Source organism: Trichocoleus sp. FACHB-90 (assembly GCF_014695505.1).
GTDB classification, from domain to species: domain Bacteria; phylum Cyanobacteriota; class Cyanobacteriia; order Cyanobacteriales; family FACHB-T130; genus Funiculus; species Funiculus sociatus.
The window spans coordinates 1-23,823 of the sequence record NZ_JACJOK010000081.1 but is presented as its reverse complement, the minus strand read 5'-3'; the positions used below and the strand labels follow the sequence as shown (position 1 = coordinate 23,823).

General features: G+C 43.4%; 12 protein-coding genes and 1 pseudogene. 9 read left to right on the top strand and 4 right to left on the bottom strand.

The genetic code is table 11. The features are described 5' to 3' along the window. The first annotated feature begins 10 nt into the window (after positions 1-10). Positions 11-3,013: an excinuclease ABC subunit UvrA gene (gene uvrA / locus H6F74_RS23755; RefSeq protein ID WP_190444613.1), complete on the top strand. Its 3,003-nt coding sequence runs from the start codon at positions 11-13 to the stop codon at positions 3,011-3,013. Positions 3,014-3,339: 326 nt separating this feature from the next. On the opposite strand, the pseudogene H6F74_RS23750 reads toward uvrA, so the two are convergent. Then, a pseudogene (locus H6F74_RS23750) lies at positions 3,340-4,448 on the bottom strand (IS630 family transposase). Positions 4,449-4,707: 259 nt separating this feature from the next. On the opposite strand from H6F74_RS23750, the gene H6F74_RS23745 reads away from it, so the two are divergent. Both H6F74_RS23745 and H6F74_RS23740 read left to right on the top strand, forming a co-directional pair. Then, the gene (locus H6F74_RS23745) at positions 4,708-5,295 is read left to right on the top strand and encodes a peptidoglycan-binding protein (RefSeq protein WP_190444612.1); all 588 of its coding nucleotides are present in this window, start codon (positions 4,708-4,710) and stop codon (positions 5,293-5,295) included. A gap of 349 nt (positions 5,296-5,644) precedes the next feature. Then, on the top strand, positions 5,645-6,067 hold the full coding sequence (locus tag H6F74_RS23740) for a hypothetical protein (protein ID WP_190444611.1): 423 nt from the start codon (positions 5,645-5,647) through the stop codon (positions 6,065-6,067). Positions 6,068-6,374: 307 nt separating this feature from the next. On the opposite strand, the gene H6F74_RS23735 is transcribed toward H6F74_RS23740, so the two are convergent. After that, complete coding sequence (locus tag H6F74_RS23735; RefSeq protein ID WP_199301578.1) at positions 6,375-7,151, bottom strand: DUF2927 domain-containing protein; 777 nt, start codon at positions 7,149-7,151, stop codon at positions 6,375-6,377. Positions 7,152-7,841: 690 nt separating this feature from the next. Between H6F74_RS23735 and H6F74_RS23730 the strand changes: the two genes are divergently transcribed. Next, positions 7,842-9,164, top strand: a complete 1,323-nt coding sequence (locus H6F74_RS23730; RefSeq protein ID WP_190444610.1) for a hypothetical protein — start codon at positions 7,842-7,844, stop codon at positions 9,162-9,164. A 79-nt stretch (positions 9,165-9,243) separates the two neighbouring features. Here H6F74_RS23730 and H6F74_RS23725 read toward each other — a convergent pair whose 3' ends face one another. Next, complete coding sequence (locus H6F74_RS23725; protein ID WP_190444609.1) at positions 9,244-9,660, bottom strand: DUF2358 domain-containing protein; 417 nt, start codon at positions 9,658-9,660, stop codon at positions 9,244-9,246. 388 nt (positions 9,661-10,048) lie between these two features. Here H6F74_RS23725 and H6F74_RS23720 point away from each other — a divergent pair, with 388 nt between their 5' ends. The 3 genes from H6F74_RS23720 (at position 10,049) to H6F74_RS23710 (ending at position 14,615) form a co-directional block, all read left to right on the top strand. After that, on the top strand, positions 10,049-12,862 hold the full coding sequence (locus H6F74_RS23720; protein WP_190444608.1) for an EAL domain-containing protein: 2,814 nt from the start codon (positions 10,049-10,051) through the stop codon (positions 12,860-12,862). Between the two features lie 141 nt (positions 12,863-13,003). Next, complete coding sequence (locus H6F74_RS23715; RefSeq protein WP_190444607.1) at positions 13,004-13,633, top strand: cytochrome b N-terminal domain-containing protein; 630 nt, start codon at positions 13,004-13,006, stop codon at positions 13,631-13,633. Positions 13,634-13,745: 112 nt separating this feature from the next. Beyond that, the gene (locus H6F74_RS23710) at positions 13,746-14,615 is read left to right on the top strand and encodes an alpha/beta hydrolase (protein WP_190444606.1); all 870 of its coding nucleotides are present in this window, start codon (positions 13,746-13,748) and stop codon (positions 14,613-14,615) included. Between the two features lie 127 nt (positions 14,616-14,742). Here H6F74_RS23710 and H6F74_RS23705 read toward each other — a convergent pair whose 3' ends face one another. Continuing rightward, positions 14,743-15,408 carry a Uma2 family endonuclease gene (locus H6F74_RS23705; RefSeq protein ID WP_190444605.1) on the bottom strand — a complete coding sequence of 222 codons (666 nt, stop codon included), beginning with the start codon at positions 15,406-15,408 and terminating at the stop codon, positions 14,743-14,745. A gap of 231 nt (positions 15,409-15,639) precedes the next feature. Here H6F74_RS23705 and H6F74_RS29505 point away from each other — a divergent pair, with 231 nt between their 5' ends. Continuing rightward, complete coding sequence (locus H6F74_RS29505) at positions 15,640-22,098, top strand: CHAT domain-containing protein (protein WP_199301577.1); 6,459 nt, start codon at positions 15,640-15,642, stop codon at positions 22,096-22,098. 425 nt (positions 22,099-22,523) lie between these two features. After that, a complete protein-coding gene (locus H6F74_RS23685) occupies positions 22,524-23,504 on the top strand; it encodes an Hpt domain-containing protein (RefSeq protein ID WP_190444604.1) in 981 nt (326 codons plus the stop codon). Positions 23,505-23,823 lie beyond the last annotated feature (319 nt).

The following is a 23,823-nucleotide window of genomic DNA, read 5'->3' as shown; positions in this document are numbered from 1 at the left end:
CTCTGCCCTCATGTCTGACCGTGTAAATCTTTCAGATGCTCTACCAACTCAGTCCCCAAATGGGCATCATCCCACGGGCGTAAATCAGGAAAACCAAAATAAAATTCGCATTCGCGGCGCTAGGCAGCACAATCTGAAAAATATTGATTTGGAATTGCCGCGCGATCGCTTGATTGTCTTCACTGGTGTCTCCGGGAGTGGTAAGTCTTCCCTTGCCTTTGACACCATCTTTGCGGAAGGGCAGCGGCGTTACGTTGAGTCTCTAAGTGCCTATGCACGGCAATTCTTAGGGCAGTTAGATAAACCCGATGTAGATGCGATTGAAGGCTTAAGTCCGGCGATTTCCATCGACCAAAAATCAACTTCTCACAACCCACGTTCCACAGTTGGCACGGTGACGGAGATTTACGACTACCTGCGGCTGTTGTTTGGACGCGCTGGCGAACCGCATTGCCCGATATGCGATCGCTCAATTGCACCGCAGACGATTGATGAGATATGCGATCGCATCATGGAACTGCCTGACGGCACCCGCTTCCAAATTCTAGCGCCCGTGGTGCGCGGCAAGAAAGGCACTCATCAAAAATTGCTCTCCAGCCTAGTTTCTGAAGGATTTGCTCGCGTCCGCGTCGATGGCGAGGTTTTTCAACTGTCCGATTCTATTGAACTTGATAAAAATTATACTCACACCATTGAGATTGTCATTGACAGGTTGATTAAAAAACCTGGTATTCAGGAGCGTTTAGTCGATTCTCTGGCAACCTGTCTGCGTCATGCCAGTGGAATTGCGGTCATCGACCTTTTAAATGATACATCGATACCCAAACAATCCGAGCAAACAAATACTTCTTATGCTGAAAATACCCCAAAAAGTGAAAATGTGCAAGATACTTCTACGAATGGGGAAAATTCCTATCAGCAACCAAGTAACGAATTAGTATTCTCAGAAAACTTTGCGTGTCCAGAACATGGTGCGGTGATGGATGAACTTTCTCCGCGATTGTTCTCATTTAACTCGCCTTACGGTGCTTGTCCTAAGTGTCACGGGTTGGGTAACTTGCGGACATTTGCACCAGAATTATTAGTACCAGATCTTAATTCACCAGTGTATGCAGCTATTGCACCTTGGTCAGAAAAAGATAACTCTTACTATCTTTCACTACTGTACAGCGTCGGACAAGCTTATGGTTTTGAAATCCAGGCACCCTGGAACAAGTTAAATTCAGAACAGCAACACGTCATTTTGTACGGTTCTGATAAATCTATCAAGATAGAAGACCGCAACGAATATAGACGATACGCTGGAGTAATTCCGATGCTTCAGAGACAGTATGACGAAACCAATTCGGAACTGGTTAAACAAAAGCTGGAGCCATATTTAGTAGATCAGCTTTGCGAAGTATGTCAGGGAAAGCGATTGAAGCCAGAAGCGCTTTCGGTGCGATTGGGACAATATAGAGTTACCGATTTGACGGGTATTGATATTGGGCAATGTCGGGAAAGAGTTGATAATTTAAAGTTAAGCGATCGCCAAACCCAAATCGCCGATTTAGTTTTAAAAGAAATCAGAGCTAGATTGCAATTTCTCCTTGATGTTGGTTTAGATTACCTCACCCTCGACCGTCCAGCGATGACACTTTCTGGGGGAGAAGCACAACGAATTCGTCTTGCTACTCAGATTGGTTCTGGACTCACGGGCGTACTCTACGTTTTGGATGAACCGAGTATCGGACTGCATCAAAGAGATAATGGAAGATTGCTGCAAACTTTGACCAAACTGCGCGACTTGGGTAATACATTAATTGTGGTAGAGCATGATGAAGAAACCATACGTGCTGCTGACCATCTTGTTGATATTGGCCCTGGTGCAGGCGTTCATGGGGGAAGAGTTATTGCCCAAGGCGATTTGGAAACATTGTTAACAGCAGAAGAGTCTCTGACTGGTGCATATTTGTCAGGAAGACAGGTAATTGAAACGCCAGCACAGAGGAGAAATGGAAACGGGCGATCGCTTGTTCTCAAAAATGCCCATCGTAACAACTTAAGGAATATAGATGTCGAAATTCCTTTGGGTAAACTTGTCTGTGTCACTGGTGTTTCTGGTTCTGGCAAATCAACGGTAGTTAACGAATTACTTTACCCAGCATTACAACACCAACTCACCCGCAAAGTTCCTTTCCCTAAACAGCTAGATACTATCAAAGGACTCAACTCGATTGATAAAGCGATTGTCATCGATCAATCTCCCATAGGACGAACTCCCCGTTCTAACTCTGCTACATATACGGGTGTTTTTGATGCGATTCGCGATGTCTTTGCCCAAACAATTGAAGCAAAAGCGAGAGGCTACAAACCGGGGCAGTTTTCTTTCAATGTTAAGGGTGGACGTTGCGAAGCTTGTGGCGGTCAGGGTGTGAACGTAATTGAGATGAACTTCCTGCCGGATGTCTATGTACAATGCGAAGTTTGCAAAGGCGATCGCTACAATCGGGAAACCCTACAAGTGAAGTACAAAGGCAAGTCTATTTCCGATGTTCTCAACATGACAGTAGAAGAAAGCCTGGAGTTTTTTAAAAACATTCCGAAAGCAGCAACACGGTTGCAAACTTTGCTTGATGTCGGACTCGGTTACGTTCGCTTAGGACAACCCGCGCCCACATTATCCGGCGGTGAAGCGCAGCGGGTGAAGTTAGCATCAGAACTTTCTCGCCGCGCTACAGGAAAGACGCTGTATTTAATAGATGAACCGACGACAGGTTTATCTTTTTATGATGTCCACAAGTTGCTAGATGTGTTGCAACGTTTAGTAGACAAAGGCAATTCAATTTTGGTGATTGAACACAACTTAGATGTAATTCGTTGCGCTGACTGGGTAATTGATTTGGGGCCAGAAGGTGGTAATAAAGGTGGAGAATTAATTGCCGTAGGTACGCCAGAGAAAGTAGCAGAAAATCCACGGTCTTATACGGGACAATATATCAAGCAGGTGTTACAGCAGCATCCAGCAAAATGACAGTTTTTAACAAAAATAACCGACTTTGAGAAAGCTAGAGCGATTCCCACTTCGGTGCAATACAAATTTACCTTTCCCCAACCCGTCCTCTACAAGAGGAGGGGCTAATACCTCCTATAGAAGTATTGAAATGTAAGTTATCGCCAAAATTAGCGATTGCATTCCCTACGCCCCCTAGCTCTAAACAAACCCACAGTTTACTAGATAAAGTAATTCAGAAACGTCAAGAGAAAGTGGTACGCGAGTAACATTAATTTATAAATGTCATTTTTGCATCGTCTCTCTGGTTGCGATCGCTACTGCACTAAGCTGCTACGCAGCTAAATTTAATAAACAGCATTACTTTTGTTTTTAATTCGGCGTTCCCATTTAATAATAAGACCTCCTTCATTTAGTAATTTATTTAACAACTCTTCTAGCTGTTCTACTGACTCGAATAATCTATGAGCTATATATTCTTTAGCTGAATGCCAGACCAATTCAATTAAATTATAATCTGGACTATATGGTGGCAAAAACTCCAAGATAATATTTGGCATTTCTGCTTCGATTTTCTCTAAAATATCTTTTTTTTTATGAAAGCTAGCATTATCTAAAATAATAATTATTTTCGCTGAAGATTTTGTGAAGTTTTCAGCTATATTTCCTTGCTCTATCCATTCTTGTAATAGGAAAATATTCAAGAGTTTTATCTGTTCGTAAAAAAACATCTGCATTTCCCTTTTTAACCACAAAGTTTATTCTCTTTTTGTCGTGATAGCGTAATCCTCCCATAATATTTACTCTTCCTCTTCTTCTTTGTCCTGTCACTTTCTTTCTGTGACCTTTCCTTCCCCATGTTTTTCTTCTTATCACCCTTAAGCTAAAACCGCTCTCACGCCCTTTACCATACCTGTAAACGCTCTGGGTTAGTTTTAGTTACTTTTAAATATTCTGATAATTTTTCTTTAAAAGCCTTGCGCTTCTCAGGATTTTGTTTGTCCTCCAGGCTGTATTTTGCCCAAAGGTAAACGTACTTTTTTTTCTCTAATATTCTCCTCACTTGAGAGCCACTTAACTTGATTCCTATGGCTTGTTCAAGGTAAGTTGCTAGTTTTGCTGCTGTCCATCGACCAAATTCATATCCATATTCTGCTGGTTCTTTTTCAACAACTTCTAACAATAAATCTTCATACTCTTTGGTGACTTTACGAAAATTACCTTCCCTTCTCCCATCTAAAAAACTATCCTCATTGTCTGGGTCGCCATGAACTGCCCAGTAGGCTACTGTTGGATAAGCAATGCCTAAAAACTCACTAACTTCTTGGTAAGTCTTTCCATCATTTATCAACAGCAAAATAAAAACTTTCTCTCTTACATAGGGATTTTCATGCTCTTTTAACGTTTTAAGTAGGCGTTTTCTTTGTTCTTGAGAAAGATGATTTTTGGCTGGCATACGTGGCTGACAATAGCTTGGTTAATTATTTTTACATTATATAATCAAGCTGCGTAGCAGCTTACCTGCCAGCTTGAATTATCCCGCCAGTCTGTCTATTATTATTTTTTAATTAAGAAAATATAATCTAACCGAAAATTGCTTTATATCATTGTAGTTAATCTCAGTAGTTACACCTATGTGATAACGACTAACTGAGAAAAATGGCGGTTACAGCCTTTTGTCAGTTGCATTAAGCAATTTTCTGGAGAATAAAACAATGGAAACACTTGCATACATCCATTTGTCTGTAGCCCATGAAGAAGTCACCCTCAATCCGGACGCATACGAGGTGACGTTATTCAAAGGATTAAACTGGAAACCGCCAAGCTCAGCTTGGATTGGTTTATTATCTGCCATGATGGCGCTCTCAATTGTCAGCTTAGCCAATAGTGCTATGGCAGCCTATGTGAGAACCAATGGCAGTTCCCTGAAAGTCCGTTCCAGCCCTAATGGTGCGGTTGTCGGTAGCTTGCGAAATGGAACCGATATCTCCCTAAGCGGTCGCTATTCAGGAGGCTGGGCGCAGCTTTCTAATGGCAACTGGGTATCTGCCGCCTGGGTAGGGGGTAGCAGCGGCGGTGGTACTACTGGTGGTGGTTCTCCATCAGGTCTGTTGCGATTTGGTATCAGTGGCCCCGGCGTGGTTAGCGTCCAGAATCGTCTGAGAGATTTAGGTTACTTTAGTGGAACCAGCACGGGATACTATGGTTCTGTAACAACGTCTTCAGTAAGAAGATTTCAGGCAGCAAACGGATTACGAGTAGACGGCGTTGTTGGGCCACAAACTCGTGCGGCTTTGTATTAATAAAGAGTCTAGGAAGTTGACAGCATCCTAGTTAAGCGAAGGTGTCACGAGAAGTGATAGACTTCTATCACTTCTTGCAAAGCACAACAGCGATTGATCTGTAACTAACCTCCAGTATCGTCTTAAATTTTAGGGTGTCTACGGCGGTTTGGTAACGAAATACGGTAGTGGTAAACAGGTAGTGATATTCAATGCTCAAAGCCTTGTACGGTAGGGGGTGAAAATGGATTTATCACTACTTCTATACCACTACCAGTCTTTTTATTAAAATTTTTGCTTTTGGTTTATCACTAATTGTTAGCAAACGATTAGTGAAAGATACTTACGAATTCTTGAATTCAAAAAAAAGATGCAACAACCTCCTGAACAAAATAGCCGACGACCTACTGAAGTGAAAATTATTTCTATTCTTTGTATTTGCTCGAGTATTTGTTGGCTAATACTCTTTTTAGTTTTCTGGCTTGTTTTGTATATAGGACAAGTATGGGCGGATGTGGAAATAATACCTTTCCCCTTTCCATTTATTATTCTTATAATGCTAATTATTGTTGTACTTTTAGGGAAAATTAATTTTGACTTTTTGAGGTTAAAAAAATGGGCACTATTCGCCATGTTCATACTTCAATTTATCTATATTATTAGCTCAGTTTATGTAATTAGTGGCATAGGAATATCCTTTATACAAATAGTTTCAAATTTTAATATTGGAATGTCAGCCCTGATTTTGTATTACCTGAATAAGCCAAGCGTAAAACGAGCATTTGGCTTATAGCCCACATTCCGCACTTCAAACTGTAGGATAAAAAAATAACTTAATTGAGATATTGCACCATTCTCAATAACCCGCCAAGAACTTAAGGATACTGTTGGCGAATTAAGAGGGGGTGTCAGCTTGTGTCAGGGTAAGCTCATGAAGTTAAGCGATCGCTCTTTTCGTGCTTTGCACCTTATTGCACCCCATTCGCACAATCTTGAGGTACTTTCAGCTTTTAGACAGCTACCTATCGCTATTTGGGGGATCTCTCTTACCTAAAGAAACGTGCAGATTTCCGGCTTTCCTTAGTTAAAAGAGATTCCTCTTACTTAGTGCTACTATCACAAAATGATTCAACCGAAAAATCAAGAGCAGGATTGGCATCGGTTGGTTTACAATCAGAATTAGGTGCAATTTCTTCTTGTATATCCATTGTTTTCAACACCTCCAGCACTTGTGCCTTACTCATTCCAGAACGGATTTCTGGTCGATAAAGCATTTTGATAAGAGCTTTATCAATCTCAGCATACTCTGTTGAGTCAGTCCAACCTTGATAGAAGATACTATCTGCGTATCTGTCAGAATCCCTCATTAGCCCTAAAGATTGGGTGAGTTCTTCGCGGATCAGATGAGAGCGTTCTTTCTGGGTAATTCCAACTGTAGAAATCAAAACTCTCGACTTATAAATAGCATCATTATTCCACCCAACCCAGCAAAAGCCATAATTTAACGCCTTATAATTTGGCTCATATTTTGCAAATTGTGAGACAGGAACAAAGTAAATTTCTAGGTTGGGATTATTGGCATCGTATGACAAGTTGATATTACCTAAGGTAAGAATATTGATTTCGTCAATTACTGCTTGCAAACTTGTGAGGTCTTCAGGAGTTGGCGAACCAATAACTTTAATCCTTATATCCCTATCCCATTTTTTGATTGTGGAACTTGAGCCTTCGTACTCAGTTCCCATAGCCACTTCCAGAAAATAATTAATTGCCAGAGGTGTGTATTTTCCGTTGATAGAGGTACGATTAACTGCCTTTTCACTTGTCGGGGTATCGAACTGCTTATTATTCCCATAGTTGGGTGGCTGATAAGCCAAAATGATCAAACAGCTTACAATTAAACTACAAAGAGTTCGCTTAGTTACTGGCATATAAAATTTCAGCATGGTCAGAAGACGGCGGGTTAAATTGACGTTCTCCAATCAGAATAATGTTCCCTGGAATGGCTGCTTCTTAGTTCTTTAGTGTATTTTAACGCCGAGAAGTTAACTTTTAAGTGGGATTGGGTACTAGGAAAGAGAGATTTTTATCTCTTATTGCGAATATAGTTAATACTTGTTATTCTAATGTGAGGTGTATATTAAGTAGGTGTGGTGCGCTACAAGAAGCCGGAATTACCTCTAAACGGCGTGTAGTTAATAAGCAATTCGCTAGGAAGCGATCGCTACACCTCGGCTTCAGCTAGATACAGCTTACGACTGGTGCGTCTCAAACCTCTTCTCTACAGTAGAGGTTTTCGATTTCATTTTCCGCTACACCTGTACAAAAAAAAATCCCCCAGCGGAGAAAATTCCCACAAGGCTTAAAGGCGATCGCTTGCGTGACTGGCGTCACATTGCTATAGTATCCGTCCTCACCCATTCATGAGGTGGCTGTCATACTCTATCGCTGTTTTCCATCACAAAATCTTGTGGAGAAACAGTCTACATTTAGAATAAAGAATCCTCGACAGCACCATGCAATCCCAGAGCGTTTTACCTCAACTCACAACCAAGCACTCAAGAGTTATGACGACTCCGAAACTCCGGGATGTCTTACCAAATTCTTATCAGCCTAAGCCATTGCCTAAATCAAACAAGTCGGGCAAAAATATTCTTCCTGAGCAAGAAATTATCTGCCGTTTTTTCCTCAGCATTGTTAAAAAATGGTCGCCAGACTTAGTTTTATATCAGTTCAACCAGTTATTTGTTAATCCGGCTAAGACTGTTGCTTCTGAGCCTAGAGAAGCACTACAGAAAATGATATTCTTTAATGCTGAAAAAGAATTTAAAAACACTTTAAAACGTTCTTGTTATATCTTAATTAATAATTGGATTGCCGCTAGGCAATCCAAATCAGCACAAGATTTAGTTCAGCTATTTTCTAACTTATCGCCTAGCGATAGCTTCTCATCTCCAACTCGAAAAACCCTCAATACGTGGCTGTTGAATTTTGTCAATAGCCCAGATTACCAAGAACTCAAGCTATTTGTTTTTAAATATGAAGTTGTACAGAAAGATCATTGGAAATACCGTTATGCTTCTTATTTACTAGCACCTGAGTATGTCAATTCTAAAAACACAATAGAACAGCGTCAAGCAGCTAAAGGACTAGCAAAGCAGCTAAAAGAACAATTCAAATTTGAACTGGCGATGTATACAGCTCGTTCTCAGCCTGTTACAGTTAATGATAGAAGAACCCAAAACCCTACGGCTCTTGGCGATGACGCACTGCGCTTAGTGAAGAAAGTTTTGGCAAAACGCGGCTGGTTCAACCATGCAAGTCTAGCTAATATTTTTCTCAAACAAACTCAACAGCTTAAGTACAAGTATTTTAAGCAAAGCCTACTTAAATATTTATTTTATTCTACAGATAACCAAGGTTTAGTAGATACTTTACAAACAAAAGTATGTAAAGCTCTAGAATCTTTCTATGAAGAATACTCAGAAAAAGAGTTAGATAGCTCTCTGCTACTCAAAACTTGTAATCGAGTTATTGAATGTTTAACGGTTAAGAGAAATGGCGAACCTTCTTCGCTGTTTATTTCCTTAGCTTCTCAAGGAAAATCCGTAACCTTAGCAATGCTTCTCCTTAAAATAATTCTAATTTCTCCCTATAGCCGTACTCATCTAGAAGTTTGTCTTGCGAAAATCATTCAGTATTATGAATGTTATCCCCAAGAAGAATGTTTTTGGGTAATTAATTTTTTGGAAGTGTCAAAAGTCACATTGGCAATTCATACGGAAAATGTTCGATACAATTTGGTGAATATGGAAGACGATGATGCAACCGAGCCTTGTAATGTAGACGAGAATGCTTATCGTGTTTTTTCTCACAAATGTGAACGCTAAAAAAGGTAAGAAGCAAAAATTGAAAAGCGATTATAAGCACGTAGAGGCAAATACCCAAGTCAATTTATTGCATTTTTGGTTATTTGCGGATGAACTGCTTCAGAATTTCGCTTGGTTTATGATCCCAAGTATCGATGTGATTGTATATTAAACCATCTTTATTAAGCGTGTAAGTAGAATAGCCATTAAAGAGTATGCGAGCTTTCCAAGGAACTCGCAACACGCCTCGAACAGTCCAATTTGCCAAAATCGTATCCTGAGCTGTTTGAGATACATCATGCAAATCAAAATAAATTTGAGTAAAAAATAGCTTGGCGTGAAATCGCAAAGTCCAAAAGATAATGTGATAGCTAATTTTCCCTTTAAATTTGTTTACAGGATCTTGAAAGTAAATATCTTTCGTATAAATTTCGTAGGATATATCTTTTTCAAAAAGTGTCGGTAAATCCTTCTTCAAGGTTTCTATCGCCCGATTGACTTGCAATTGATATTCCATGCGTTAATATCATCCTCCGAGCAATTTTATTTTGGTGCTTAGTGCTGTCTCAGTTCATCGGTAGGGTATGTTACGGGTGTCACCCTAACGCACCTTCCTCCGGATGAACTCGCCCCCAAAGTCAAGCTCATCAACATTAATTTTAAACTTTATCTGTGATAATTATTAAAGGTTGATAAAGTAAAAGTTACGAAAACTTCATAGCAAGAGAACATACAAGCCCTGCCAATCTACAAACATCTTGTTTCAGGGCTTGTTTAAGGCATTTTGTGATAAAGGTACGGGATTTATGTGATTTAGATCCCTAGAGATACTATCCGATTTGAGGTAAAACTAAATACCGCAGCAATAAATGTAGCTAGCCTGGCAAAGGACAAACTAAATATATATGGCAAATCTGAGCCGGATAGGGATATTTGAAGCGAAAGCTAGTGCTAAAGAAGATGTCACCAACATCCAATCTGGAGAAACATCAAGAGTGAAAGCACCAATACCTAGCAATGAAGCAGCAAGGCTTCAAGCTCTCTGCCAGTATGAAGTTCTTGATACTCTTCCAGAAGGGGCTTTCGACGAGCTGACCTATTTGGCCGCACATATCTGCGAAACTCCGGTTGCACTGGTGAGCCTAGTTGATGCGAATCGTCAATGGTTCAAGTCAAAAGTAGGCGTGGAGGTATCAGAAACACCGCGAGATATTGCGTTTTGCGCCCATGCCATTATGCAATCCGATCTGTTTATCGTCCCAGACGCTTCAACCGACAATCGCTTTGCAGCTAACCCTTTAGTGACGTCCGACCCCAACATCCGATTTTATGTGGGTGCGCCCTTAATAACGCCCGCAGGTTATGCACTGGGAACGCTGTGTGTAATTGACTTTGTACCGCGTCAACTGAGTTTGGAGCAACAAGAGGCTCTCTTAGCGCTTAGTCGTCAAGTAGTCGCGCAACTCGAACTGCGACGTAATTATGCAAACCTGCTAGAAGCGACACTAGAACGCCAGCACACAGAAGCAGCGCTTCGTAAAGCCCACGATGAGCTAGAAATCCGGGTTCAGGAACGAACCGCCGAACTGGAAAAAGCGAATCAAAAATTGCAAGCTGAAATTAAAGAGCGCGAACTGGCACAAGAGGCGCGGCGGATGTCCGAAGAAAGGTTTTTTAAAGCCTTTCGTTCCAGTCCGGATGCGATCGCTATCACCACCCTAGCAGAAGGACGCATTATTGAAGTCAATGATGGTTTTCTACACCACACTGGCTATAGCCGCGAAGAAATTATCGGTATTACTTCATTTGAGCTAAACCTTTGGGCAAATGCAGAGGAGCGTACTCAGGTGATGCAGACTTTACAGCATCAAGGGACAGTTCGTAACCAGGAATTTAACTTTGTTATTAAGTCAGGCGAAGTACGTGTAGGGCTGGTATCAGCAGAAATTATTGACTTTGATAATGAGTTGTGCGTCATCACCGTTATTAGAGATATCACTGAACGCAATCGAGCTGAGGAAGCATTGAGAGTACAACAAGAGTTTCTTCGCTATGTAATTGACGGAACTTCAAATCTAATTTTTGTCAAAGACTGTGATGGAAAATTTATCCTAGCTAATAAAGCAGTAGCAAATATTTATGGCACAACAGTCGAAAATTTGCTTGGCAAAACCGATGCAGATTTCAATTCAAATTCAGCGCAAGTAGAGCAGTTTATTTGCGATGACAGAGATGTGATAGCATCATCTTACGAAAAAACTATTCCAGAAGAAATCATTACAGATTCCACAGGTAAAGTACATTGGTTTCAGACAATTAAGAAATTGCTTGTATCCCCTGATGGAAAAACTAGACAAATTCTTGGTGTTTCTACAGATATTACGGATCGCAAACTTGCAGAAGAGCAATTAATACACGATGCCTTTTACGATAAGCTGACAGGCTTACCAAACCGTGCCTTGTTCATGGATCGACTAAAACACGCGAATGAATTGAAAAAACGGCGGAATGATTACTTATTTGCCGTTCTTTTTTTGGATCTAGATCGCTTTAAAGTCGTCAACGATAGCCTGGGACACATGAGTGGAGATCAACTGTTAGTAGAAATCGCTCGTAAGCTGGAAACGTGTGTCCGCCATGTAGATACAGTTGCCCGTTTGGGTGGTGACGAGTTCGCAATTCTCCTAGACGATATTACAAATATCAGCGATGCCACCCGCATTGCCAACCAAATTCAAAATAAACTGACCTTCCCTTTCAATCTGAATGGACAGAGGGTGTTTACCAGCGTCAGTATTGGCATCGCCTTGGGGACAACAGATTACGAAGAGCCGGAACACCTTTTACGCGATGCTGATATTGCCATGTATCGCGCTAAGGCATCGGGTAGAGCGCGTCATGAGGTTTTTAACATGGCTATGCACACCCACGCCGTGGCACTTTTGCACTTAGAAACTGACCTGAGACACGCTGTTAATCGCCAAGAGTTTCGGCTTCACTATCAGCCAATTGTTTCGCTCTCCACAGGTCAAATTACCGGGTTTGAGGCGCTGGTGCGCTGGCAGCATCCAGAACGGGGTTTGGTTTCTCCAGGGGAATTTATTCCGGTGGCGGAGGAAACAGGGCTAATTGTTCCTATCGGTTGGTGGGTATTACAGGAAGCTTGCCGTCAGATGCGCGAATGGCAAGGAAAATTCTTGGGCAGCTCACCCTTAACTATTAGCGTGAATCTTTCTAGCAAACAGTTTACGCAACCCAATCTAGCTCTAGCAGTCCATCAGATTTTACAAGACACTGGTTTTGATGCTGGAAGTTTACGGTTGGAAATCACTGAAAGCGCCGTGATGGAAAATGCTGAATCTGCAATTTCCACGCTCTTGCATCTGAAAAAATTAGGGGTACAGTTATATATTGATGACTTTGGCACGGGTTATTCATCTTTAAGTTATTTGCACCGATTTCCAATTGATACTTTAAAAGTTGACCGTTCCTTTGTCAGTAGGATGAGCGGCGATGGTGAAAATTCGGAAATTGTCCGCACCATTGTGACGCTGGCACATAACTTGGGTCTAGATGTGATTGCAGAAGGGGTGGAAACATCTGAGCAACTTGCCCAGCTCAGAGCGCTCGAATGCGAGTATGGTCAGGGATATTTTTTCTCCCGACCCCTGGATGTTGAGGCGATAGAAGCATTGATGGCGCGAGAGTGCCAGTGGTGATGGGTGCCAGGAGAGTAGGAGAGTGGGAGAATTTCCAATTTAGGGAAAATGAGAAATTTAATATTTTATTGGCATTAACTTAAGAAAAATACATAAAATAAGTATAAATACATATTCAGCCGACAAAGGTTGGAATTAGCCATGAAAAATGTACAGTACCCTTTCGTACTTCAGAGACTGGCTACTATTTTGGCTGTAGTTATTCTGTCTTTAACCCTGATTGCAGCCATCACCGGAATTCTTCTGTCTTTCTACTACGAACCTACGGCGGGTGGAGCCTATAACTCCTTAAACACAATTAAAGCCGAAGTTTCCAATGGCTGGTTAGTTCAGCGTATCCATGACATTGCTGGTAATGGATTAATTGGTGTTTCTCTGATAGAAATTGTTGTGGTGTTTTTGGGAGAGAAATTTCGCCCTAGCTGGCTAACAGCTTGGATCAGCGGAATTTTATTGACCTTAGTTGCGATCGCTCTCGGATGGACTGCTATGCTCCTCGACTGGACGCAGCTGGGATACTGGCGTTTCCAAATCGAGTTAGGCACAATAGAAACCATTCCCCTCATCGGTTCCGTACTCCGACAAATTCTTACAGGCGGTGGCGCAATCAACACTGTAACAGTCGCGCACCTTTACACTTTGCACAGTTATATTCTCTCCATCGGAGCGCTGATTCTTGCCATTATTCATCTAGCAGGATTACTGCTACAGGAAAAAGAAGAGAAACAGACGTTGATGGAATCAAATGCTCAGTTATCTTTGCCTGAATAACGAGTATCTTACTGTTTGTACCAGGATCAAATTGCGGCAGAGTTTCAATAATCTCGTTACCAGGCTGAGCCTGGTAACGAGAGGAAATCCACAATCGTATGAGGTGATATCAATGTCAGTGCTAGAAGGTTCTTGGAAGCACGAATACATCACAAGTAACGGCATCAGGCTGCACTATGTCACGCAGGGCGAAGGGCCTTTGATGCTGATGCTGCACGGATTTCCTGAGTTTTGGTACTCATGGCGGCATCTAATACCCGAATTTGCCAAAGATTTTAAAGTCGTGGCTCTCGACTTGCGCGGCTACAATGAAAGCGACAAACCAAAAGAGCAATCAGCTTATGTAATGGCTGAATTTATCGAAGATGTGAAAGGGGTAATTCAAGGGTTAGGATACGATAAATGCGTTTTGGTTGGACATGATTGGGGAGGCGCGATCGCTTGGAATTTTGCCTACGCTTACCCCGAAATGTTAGATAAGTTGATAGTGCTAAATATACCTCATCCTGCCAAGTTTGCCGAAGGTTTCCGCACTCCTCAACAGTTGCTACGTAGCTCTTACATCTTCTTCTTTCAAATACCGGGACTACCAGAATTACTCTTGCAAGCGGGAGACTACCAAGCAATTGAATCTGCTCTCAAGGGTATGGCAGTTAACAAAAACGCTTTCACTAATGAGGATATTGAGGCTTATAAAGATGCTGCCTCCAAACGCGGTGCATTAACAGCAACGCTGAACTATTACCGCAATGTAACTCAACAGAGAATTCTAAGTTTAGATTGGAGCGTTCTCCAAGTTCCCACGCTGATGATTTGGGGGGAGAAAGATACAGCACTGGGTAAAGAACTAACCTATGGAACTGAGGAGTATGTCAAGGACTTTACTATCAAATACATCCCAACTTCTAGCCATTGGGTGCAGCAAGAGCAGCCAGAGTTGGTAATTCAATATATGCGAGAGTTTTTGACAGCTAGAAATTAGCAAATATAAACTCTCATTCCCAATACAGTTCGGTTACAGTAGCCGTCACCCCAAAGGGTGCGGCTACACAAAAGCCTGTCATAGGCAGGCTTTTTCTGTGGAGGCTTAGTAGTTAATATTTTTAACGCTATTCCTCCTCTGGCAATTCACCAAAGCGATCGCGATAACGCTCCACCAGCTCTTCTGGAGTAGGAAACCGATTTCCCCTTTGATCAAACCAGTACAACCACTCTCTTTGAAATCCTACATGATAGCCGATACCTCGTCCAATTCCTAAACCGATTTCTGGCATCCAAAACGGCTCTCCAATTTGACGTTGATAAACTCCATCAATTAAGCGATAAACTTCAAAAGGTTCCTGGCGATCGCGTCGCCAAAAATCCGGGTTATAAATAACGTAATACAACACTCCTAACCGAGCGTAAATAGTCATTTTATCGTCGTACTCGCCTCCGGGGGTTTGAGAAACGACTTCCAGAACAAATCTGGGGACAACCGCGTTTTCTTCCCACGTTACGTAACTTTTACGTAAATTATTCCCCTTGACCCGTTCGACTCCCAAGCTGAGGAAAGCATCAGGAACAATGGGAACTCTAGGATTTAAACCTGTGGTATGGTAAACGCCCATATTGACACCAAAAAACCAATCAAAGCGATTAGCCCAGATAAAACCTAAAATTAAACTCAAGAAATTGGGGACGAGAGTTTGTAGTTCATTATCCACAGGTAGACCATCAGAATCAGGTAATTCATCGCTTGAGGGTAAACCCAGTTTTGGGTCAAATTGTACCATACAGATTTACTTTTAAAATATGTTTTTATATTAGCTTGTTTGCACAGCAGACGACCCACGTTTTAGGACTGTCAAATACAATTTGGCATTTTGTGATTTAGCAAATTTGCGTTTGCTAAATATTATTTAATTTTGCTTAGACATCTACTTAAAGGAGTATTTTAGATCAGATAATTTGATTATATGTAGCACGACTTTCGGCAACGAAAGTTAACCATTTCGGAGTAGTCCATGCCTGTACCGATTTCCCTAGTTATTACTACCTACAACCGCGATCGCTATCTCGGTGCGGCTATTGAGAGTATTCTGGCGCAGACTAGGCGTGACTTTGAGCTAATTGTTTGGGATGACGGTTCTACAGATAAATCTGTGGAAATTGCTAGGGAGTATGCTAAACGCGATCGCCGTGTGCGGGTAATAGCGGCAGAACATCAAGGCAGAATACCGTCATTGCAAAATGCGATCGCGCACGCAAAAGGAACCTACATCGGGTTTGTAGACAGCGACGACTTGCTGACACCGACAGCACTCCTTGAAACAGCAGCTGTACTAGAGGCAAACTCAGAAGTAGGTTTAGTCTACACCGACTACCTGGATATTAACCAACGCGGCAAAATTCTCAGCTACGGGAAACGGTGCCAAATTCCCTACTCCAAAGAGCGGCTATTGCTCGATTTTATGACCTTTCACTTCCGTCTGATGCGGCGGGATGTCTTGGAGCAAGTGGGAGGTTTTGATGAGTCAATGGCATACGTAGAAGACTACGATTTATGCCTGAAACTCTCCGAAATTACCGAAGTGCGGCACGTCAAAAAGCCGCTGTATTACTATCGGTGCCATCTAGGGAGCGATTCTCAGCGATATACCAAACAGCAGGCGAAAAACTCAGCACGAGCGATCGCTAACGCTATTCATCGCCGGGGAATGAGCGATCGCTTGGCGATACAATTGCAAATTTTCAGTCATTTTCCCTTTCAATCAATAGTTAAATTAATTCCCAAAAATAAGTCACTTATAGATTTTTTCCCAATACCCCCACAAGTTGAAACCTGCGGCTACGCAAACGAAGCCAGCCTCCGCAAGCTGAAACTAATTCAGGCGGCGGAAGCAGCCTTTGTTCGTGTAGCCGCACCCTTCAGAGTGACAGCTAAAAAAGTGGGAGTACCCCTTCTATCTCTCGCTTTTTGCCTTTTTCCAACTTTCGTCAAAGCACAAATCACCCCAGGAAACGACACCAACACCAACGTCACCACCACAGGCAATCAAATTGATATTAGCGGCGGTAAACTTTCAGGAGACAAAGCAAATTTATTCCACAGTTTCAGCGAATTTGGACTCGGCTCAAACCAAATAGCTAATTTCTTATCTAAACCATCAATTCAAAACATCCTCGGTCGCGTCAATGGTGGCAATCCCTCGATTATTAATGGTTTGCTTCAAGTTACAGGCGGCAACTCTAATTTATTTCTGATGAATCCCGCTGGCATCGTTTTTGGCAACAATGCCAGCTTAAATGTTCCCGCTTCTTTTACCGCCACCACCGCTACAAGCATCGGTTTTGGTAATAATAACTCGTTTAATGCTTATGGGTTGAATAACTACGCCAACTTGACAGGAATACCCAACACCTTTACCTTTAGTACACAACAGCCGGGGAGCATTGTCAACACAGGTAACTTAGCTGTAGGAACTGGATATAATCTCAATCTATTGGCTGGGACAGTCTTAAACACAGGAACTCTGACGGCACCAGGAGGAAATATTACCATTGCCGCTGTACCGGGTGAAAGTTTAGTTCGCATCTCTAACGCGGGAAATGTATTAAGTTTAGAAGTCAGTCCGTTGGTAGGACAAACCTCTGGCCTGTCAGATGTCCCCGGTCAGTCTCCACAATCTTTGCCGCAATTACTGACGGGTGGAAACGTAATTAATGCTACTGGATTAATTGTCAATAGCGATCGCATTCAGATAACTGGTTCTGGGATTAGCGTACCAGTAGAATCGGGAAACGCGATCGCATCCGGTAAACTAGACGCATCCAACACGCAACCAGGAGCAACAGGCGGTGCAGTAGCTGTACTAGGAAATAAAGTTGCGTTAGTCGGAGCCAACGTTAATGTCTCCGGCGATGCGGGTGGCGGTAGAGTATTAATTGGCGGCGATTATTTGGGAAAAGGCGGTGTTCCCAATGCTGCTTATACCTATGTTAGCGAAGATGCAAAAATCAATGCTGATGCTATTACTAATGGCAATGGCGGTAGAGTAATAGTTTGGGCAGATGAAGCCACCCGTACTCATGGCAATATTACCGCTCGTGGTGGCTCAGAAGGCGGTAACGGTGGCTTTATCGAAACTTCCGGCAAAAATTACCTGGAAGTTACTAAACCCGCTGATGCCAGCGCTCCTAAAGGTCTTCCCGGCACCTGGTTGTTAGATCCTCGTAACGTAATTATCCAGGCATCTCCTACTACTGGCGGTACGTTGACTAACGGGGATACTGGTGGAATTCCTGCTATTTTCACTCCTACTAATGATGATGCAATCGTTGACGTAGCGACAGTTACTTCCTCGCTTAACGGAACCACCGTCATCATCACTACGGGAAACACAGGTACACAAGCTGGTGACATTACCCTAGCATCCGGAGCAAACATTGTAGCGGGTGATGGTACCGCTCTTATCTTGGAAGCCGCCAATAACATTACCCTGAATGGTTCAATTGAGGGTTTTGCATTGGGAGTAGAGCTTCGCGGTGCAGGTGGTGCGGGAAGCCGAGCTAATAACATCACAATTACTGGGACGATTAACACTGGCGGTGGCAGTTTTCAGAGCAGTAGCGTCAACTTCAATAGTCAGCTTGGCACCATTATTACTAATGGCTCAGATATTGACATCAATGCTACTAACAGTATTAATGTCGGCACTATCATCACCAACTCTACTAATTTGGGTAGTGGGAATATTAACCTGACAATTAGCCCAGCAAACACATCGGCAATTTTGATTAATGGCAATCTCGGTACCACTGCCGATAGTTTTAACGGGGGCGATATCAATATTAATGGCAACGTGGTACTCAGGAACAACGCTACATTTACCACGACAACCACAAGCACTGATTTAGGTGATACGGACGGTAACATTAACATCACAGGAACGCTGGATGGAAATGGTGCAGGCGGTCAAAATCTGACACTGGAGGCATTCCGAGGTAATATCACTTTTGGTAACGCTGTTGGCGACACAACACCGATAGGCAACTTGACTGTCAATAGTAATGATGTCACTCTTAATGGCAATGTCAAAACAGCCCCAGGCAGCACTATTAATTTCAACAGTGGGCTGACGTTGAATAGTGGGAACGATATAGCGCTGATAGCTGATGAGATTGACTTTAGGGGGACAGTTGTTGACGCTACCAGAACAGGCACCCTAATCCTCGCACCCGCGACAGCTAACCGAAATATTCAGGTTGGTAGGGCATACAATTTACCAGGTTCTGTGACCGTGACCGCCAGCGATCTTAACGTATTCACCTCTACTAGACCGCTCGTCATCGGAGGCACCAATAGCAACGGCACTATCACAATTGATCCAGCAGGTGCCTTGTTCTCCACAGACGGAACGATTCAAACACAAGGCGCGATCGCAGTCAATGGCACAATTACAAACCCAAACGGCTTTGTCAACCTGATTGCACCGACTACAACCCTAAACGCAGACATCAGCAGCATCTCGATTGATGGCAACGGAAATAACAGCATCTCGATTGATGGCAACGTGTTACTTGGTAACAACGTTGCCCTCAGTGCCAGCAGAGGAGGAGGCGCTCCCATCAGCATCACCGGAACGGTTGATGGAACAGGTGCAGGTGGACAAAGCTTAACTTTGTCGCTAAGCAGTCCCATCACATTTGGTGGTGCTATTGGCGACACCACGCCCATAGGCAATTTAACTATTGTTGATTCCGGCACCACCAACCTAAACGGCAACATTACCACAACGAGTGGTAGCACCATCAGTTTCGACAGTAATATAATCTTAAATTCAGATGTGACGCTGACAGCAGATGAGATTGATTTCCGACCAGTTCCGACAATCAGCGGCACGGGTAACTTAACTTTACAACCAGCAACCGCTAGCAGAAACATTGAGATTGGCGGAGCATACAATAACTCCAATGCTTTGAGCGTAACAGCAGGCGATATGGTCGTATTGAGTAGTTTTAGGAATGCTCTCACCATCGGAGGAGCAACAAGTAGCGGCAAGATAACACTTGCTGATGACACAAGCTTCTTGTCTCAAGTTACCTTGCAAGCAGGCTCAATTGATACCGCAGGTTTTGAAATTCTAGGGTCAGGCAGAGCGATCGCACTGCTGGCAAATCAAGATATTATCACAGGTAATATTACTAATCCGGCAGGGAATATTACTCTAACTAGCAACGGTACGATTGATACCACCGCAGGCAGAATAAACTCTAGTTATAGTTCTGGTTCTGGCTATGGTTATGGTTATAGTTCTGGGAATGGGGGCGCGATCGCATTCACCGCCCAAGACAACATACTAGCAGGCGATATCATCTCTAATTCCATCAATGGTAGTGGCGGCAATATCAGCCTCACCAGTCAGACAGCAGCCGTAGAAAGTCGAGATTTAACCGCCACAGGCACCACAAATGGCGGAGACATCACCATTTCTGCCATCACTCGCATCACCGCAGGAAAAATCAACTCCAGTGCCAGCACCGGAAATGGTGGTAATGTCATCCTCGATCCTGAAAATGACATCTCTGTTAGTTTCATTAACGCCCAAGGCGGATCTAGAGGCACAGGCGGCATTGTTGACATTACCACAGGTAGATTTTTCCGCGCCACCGACACCTTCACAGACACAAATGGTCAACAAGCAAGCATTTCCAACGCCGGAGGTGCGGGAGGTAATGCCATTACCATTCGTCATGGAGGCAACAACATTACTCCTTTTATTGTGGGAGATGCTGGGACTAATGGAACTCGCGGCGTAATTACAACTGGTTCCGACAATAGCATTATCCCTACCCAATCTTTCTTAGATAGCTATTCTCAAGGCACTGCACCGAGTGAGATAAAAATAATTACCGCTTCACCACCACCATCCCCACCGCCAGATCCACAACCAGATCCACAGCCAGATCCACAACCAGCACAACCAGACCAAAAGCCCATACTACAGCCAGATCCACAACCCTCAACAGCACCAAATTCAGCGCCTGATGAGGCAACGCCGCCGGAGGAAAATGAATCTCCACAACTTTCCCTATTTACTACCATTCCTCCAGCAGAAGTTGACACACTCTTAGTTGACTTAGAGGAGTCATCCACGCGCTCATTCGAGCAATATATTGGTGAAAGTGCGGATACTCCTGTAAAAACTTTAACCGAAGCTCGCGATATTCTTCTCTCAATTGAGAAAGCAACCGGAATAAAACCTGCCCTGATCTATATTAATTTTGTTCCTGCCACGGGGACGCCAAAAGCAGCAGCAGACAAGACTATTTCTCTACCAATATCGCCACAATCCGATGTTATATGGCAGTTTAATGCCCAAGGACTAGCCCTCAATCAAGTGTCTCAGCAACAGGTTGCTACCCCTCCAGTTAATCGTCCCGCCCAAAACAACGACCAACTGGAACTTGTAGTCGTTCCTGCCAAGGGATCGGCAATTCGGAAACGGGTAGAAGGGGCAACACGCGAACAAGTCATGAAAGTGGCTAAAACATTTCGCGGCGAAATAACCAATGTCAGAAATGCCCGTGGCTACCAGGCATCATCGCAGCAACTTTATCAGTGGATGGTGGCACCCCTGGAAGCCGAATTACAAGCTAGAGGGATGCAGAATCTAGTATTTATGATGGATGCGGGTTTGCGAAGTCTACCAATGGCTGCCCTCCATGATGGTCAAAAATTCTTGATAGAAAAGTACAGCATCGGCACCATGCCCAGTCTCAGTCTCACTGATACCCGTTACGTAGATATCAAAAACACCCAAGTTCTAGCAATGGGTATGTCAAAATTTGCTGAACTCAATCCTTTACCAGGCGTGCCTGTAGAATTGTCCATTATCACCCAGAAACTATGGAAGGGGAAATCTTTCCTCAATGAGAAATTTACCCTGGATAATCTCAAAGCACAGCGTCGCCTAGTGCCATATGGAATCGTTCACCTGGCAACTCATGGAGAATTTAAGCCTGGATCAGTGGAAAACTCTTACATCCAGTTATGGGACACCAAACTGCGACTAAACCAGCTGCGTCAACTCGGATGGAACGATCCGCCCGTAGAATTGTTGGTATTGAGTGCCTGTCGCACGGCACTCGGAGATGAACAGGCAGAGTTAGGGTTTGCTGGCTTAGCTGTGCTGGCAGGGGCAAAATCAGCTGTCGCCAGTTTATGGTCTGTGTCAGATGAGGGAACCCAAGGATTGATGGCGGATTTTTATGCACAATTGAAAAAAGCCCCCATCAAAGCTGAGGCATTGCGACAGGCGCAAGTGGCGATGCTTAAGGGGCAGGTGCGTCTGGAAGGAGGTCAACTATTGTTACCCACAGGCAACCTACCTCTGCCACCAGAACTCGCTAACTTGGAAAACCAAGAACTCACCCATCCTTACTACTGGGCAGCTTTCACGATGATTGGCAACCCGTGGTAAAAAGCCACTCATGTAAAAGGCTCCCATACAAAAAAAGAAAAAATCCGTAGCGCAGACAAGATACCTGCAACAGTAAGAAAATTTAGGAAAAGTTACATATGGTGTTGTTGTATGTTTTATAGGCTTTCGTCCGCCTTTTTTATCCCAATGGACAAACTTACTTGACACAAGTGCAAAAATATCACTTACAAAGTTAGGTATTGCCACTCAGCACTAAATTTTCGGTTTCGGGTATTTTAAGAACAGTCCTAAGCGTATTCACAGCTTTGTAGAGACGCGAGATTACATCCCGCCTCTACAAGCCAAAGGAAAGGGGTGCCGCGATGAACCGGGGTAAACAGTGTCAAGTGCAAGAATCATTGCCTGGAACGACTCCCCCAATGAACAGGTGAGTACAGAAAATCGTTGTTTTGAGGAATACTGCCGTGGAGTCGGGAAAAATTTTAGGTTTTTTTATCGAGGAGGCAAAAGAACACCTGGAAACCCTGGAAAAAGGGCTAATGGATCTGCAAAGCGTCATAGCAGATCAGGAAAGGGTTAATGAAATGTTTCGCGCTGCCCATTCTGTTAAGGGAGGCGCGGCGATGCTAGGCTTTAACAGTATTCAAAAGGTTTCCCACCGGTTTGAGGATTGTTTTAAGATTCTCAAAGAGCATCCTGTCACCATTGACCACCAGCTGGAGTCAATGTTTTTAAAAGGGTACGACACGCTTAAGGAATTAGTTGACCGCCTGCAAGGGCCATTTGGGCTGAGGGAAGATGAAGGTGAGAAACTCGTGCAAGCGGCAGAGCCTAATTTTGCACAATTGCAGGCATATCTGGATCGCTTAGTAGGTGGGGGAGTAGGAGCAATTGATGAATTACCCCTACAGGCGGAACTAGCGAAACCTGTGGCGAAAATGCCGCCGCCAAATTTCTCGGTTCAGGTGACGGCGGTTCTAAAACAGATGTTGCTGCTGTTTAAGGGAGCAGAAACGCCATCAAGTCGCCAACAACTTCAAACTTTTTGCCAACGTCTAGCGCAGCTGGGAGGTGGGATAGGAACTTGGACGATGCTGGTAAAAACGGTACATCGAGCGATCGCTAATCCCAAAAATCCTTATTCTACTCTGGCACCCATTGCCATCAAGGAACTCAAGCAATCTAGCGACTTGTTGCAAGCTGGGAAAGGTAACGCGATCGCTCCTAGTGCCAGTCTGCGGCTGCTGGCAGCTTCTCCAGCAACCCCTGCCCCTACTACGTCGGTGGCAAAAACACCCGTACAGGCACCAACACCCAGCCCTTCCTCCCCCAAGGAAATTACTGTTCCACTAGAACCCAGAGCAGCAGCAAAGGCTTTGGCTCAAGTTTTTAATAAAGAGCAACTGTTGATGCTAGCTAAGTTACTTCACCAAGCTAGCCGCTGACCATCCTTGGCTAAATCTCTGTAGGGCAGGTAGGTATGCCTGCTCTATAGTAATTCTACGGTTGGGTGCCATACATCTATAGAGACATGGCATTGCCAAGTCTCTACCAAGGTAGCCCAAACGTCAGAACTGTCATATATTCCACCCAACTGAGAAACGCTATACTACTGATGATTTTTTATATTAAATTGCAGATCCCATTAAATCCCACATTCCGCACCCGCAACTGGCACATAGACAGCGGCTCCAAGCGTAGAAGAGAATCCCCAACTAAACTATTGAGTATTTATACTTAATAGTTATCCGGAAAATCAGAGCG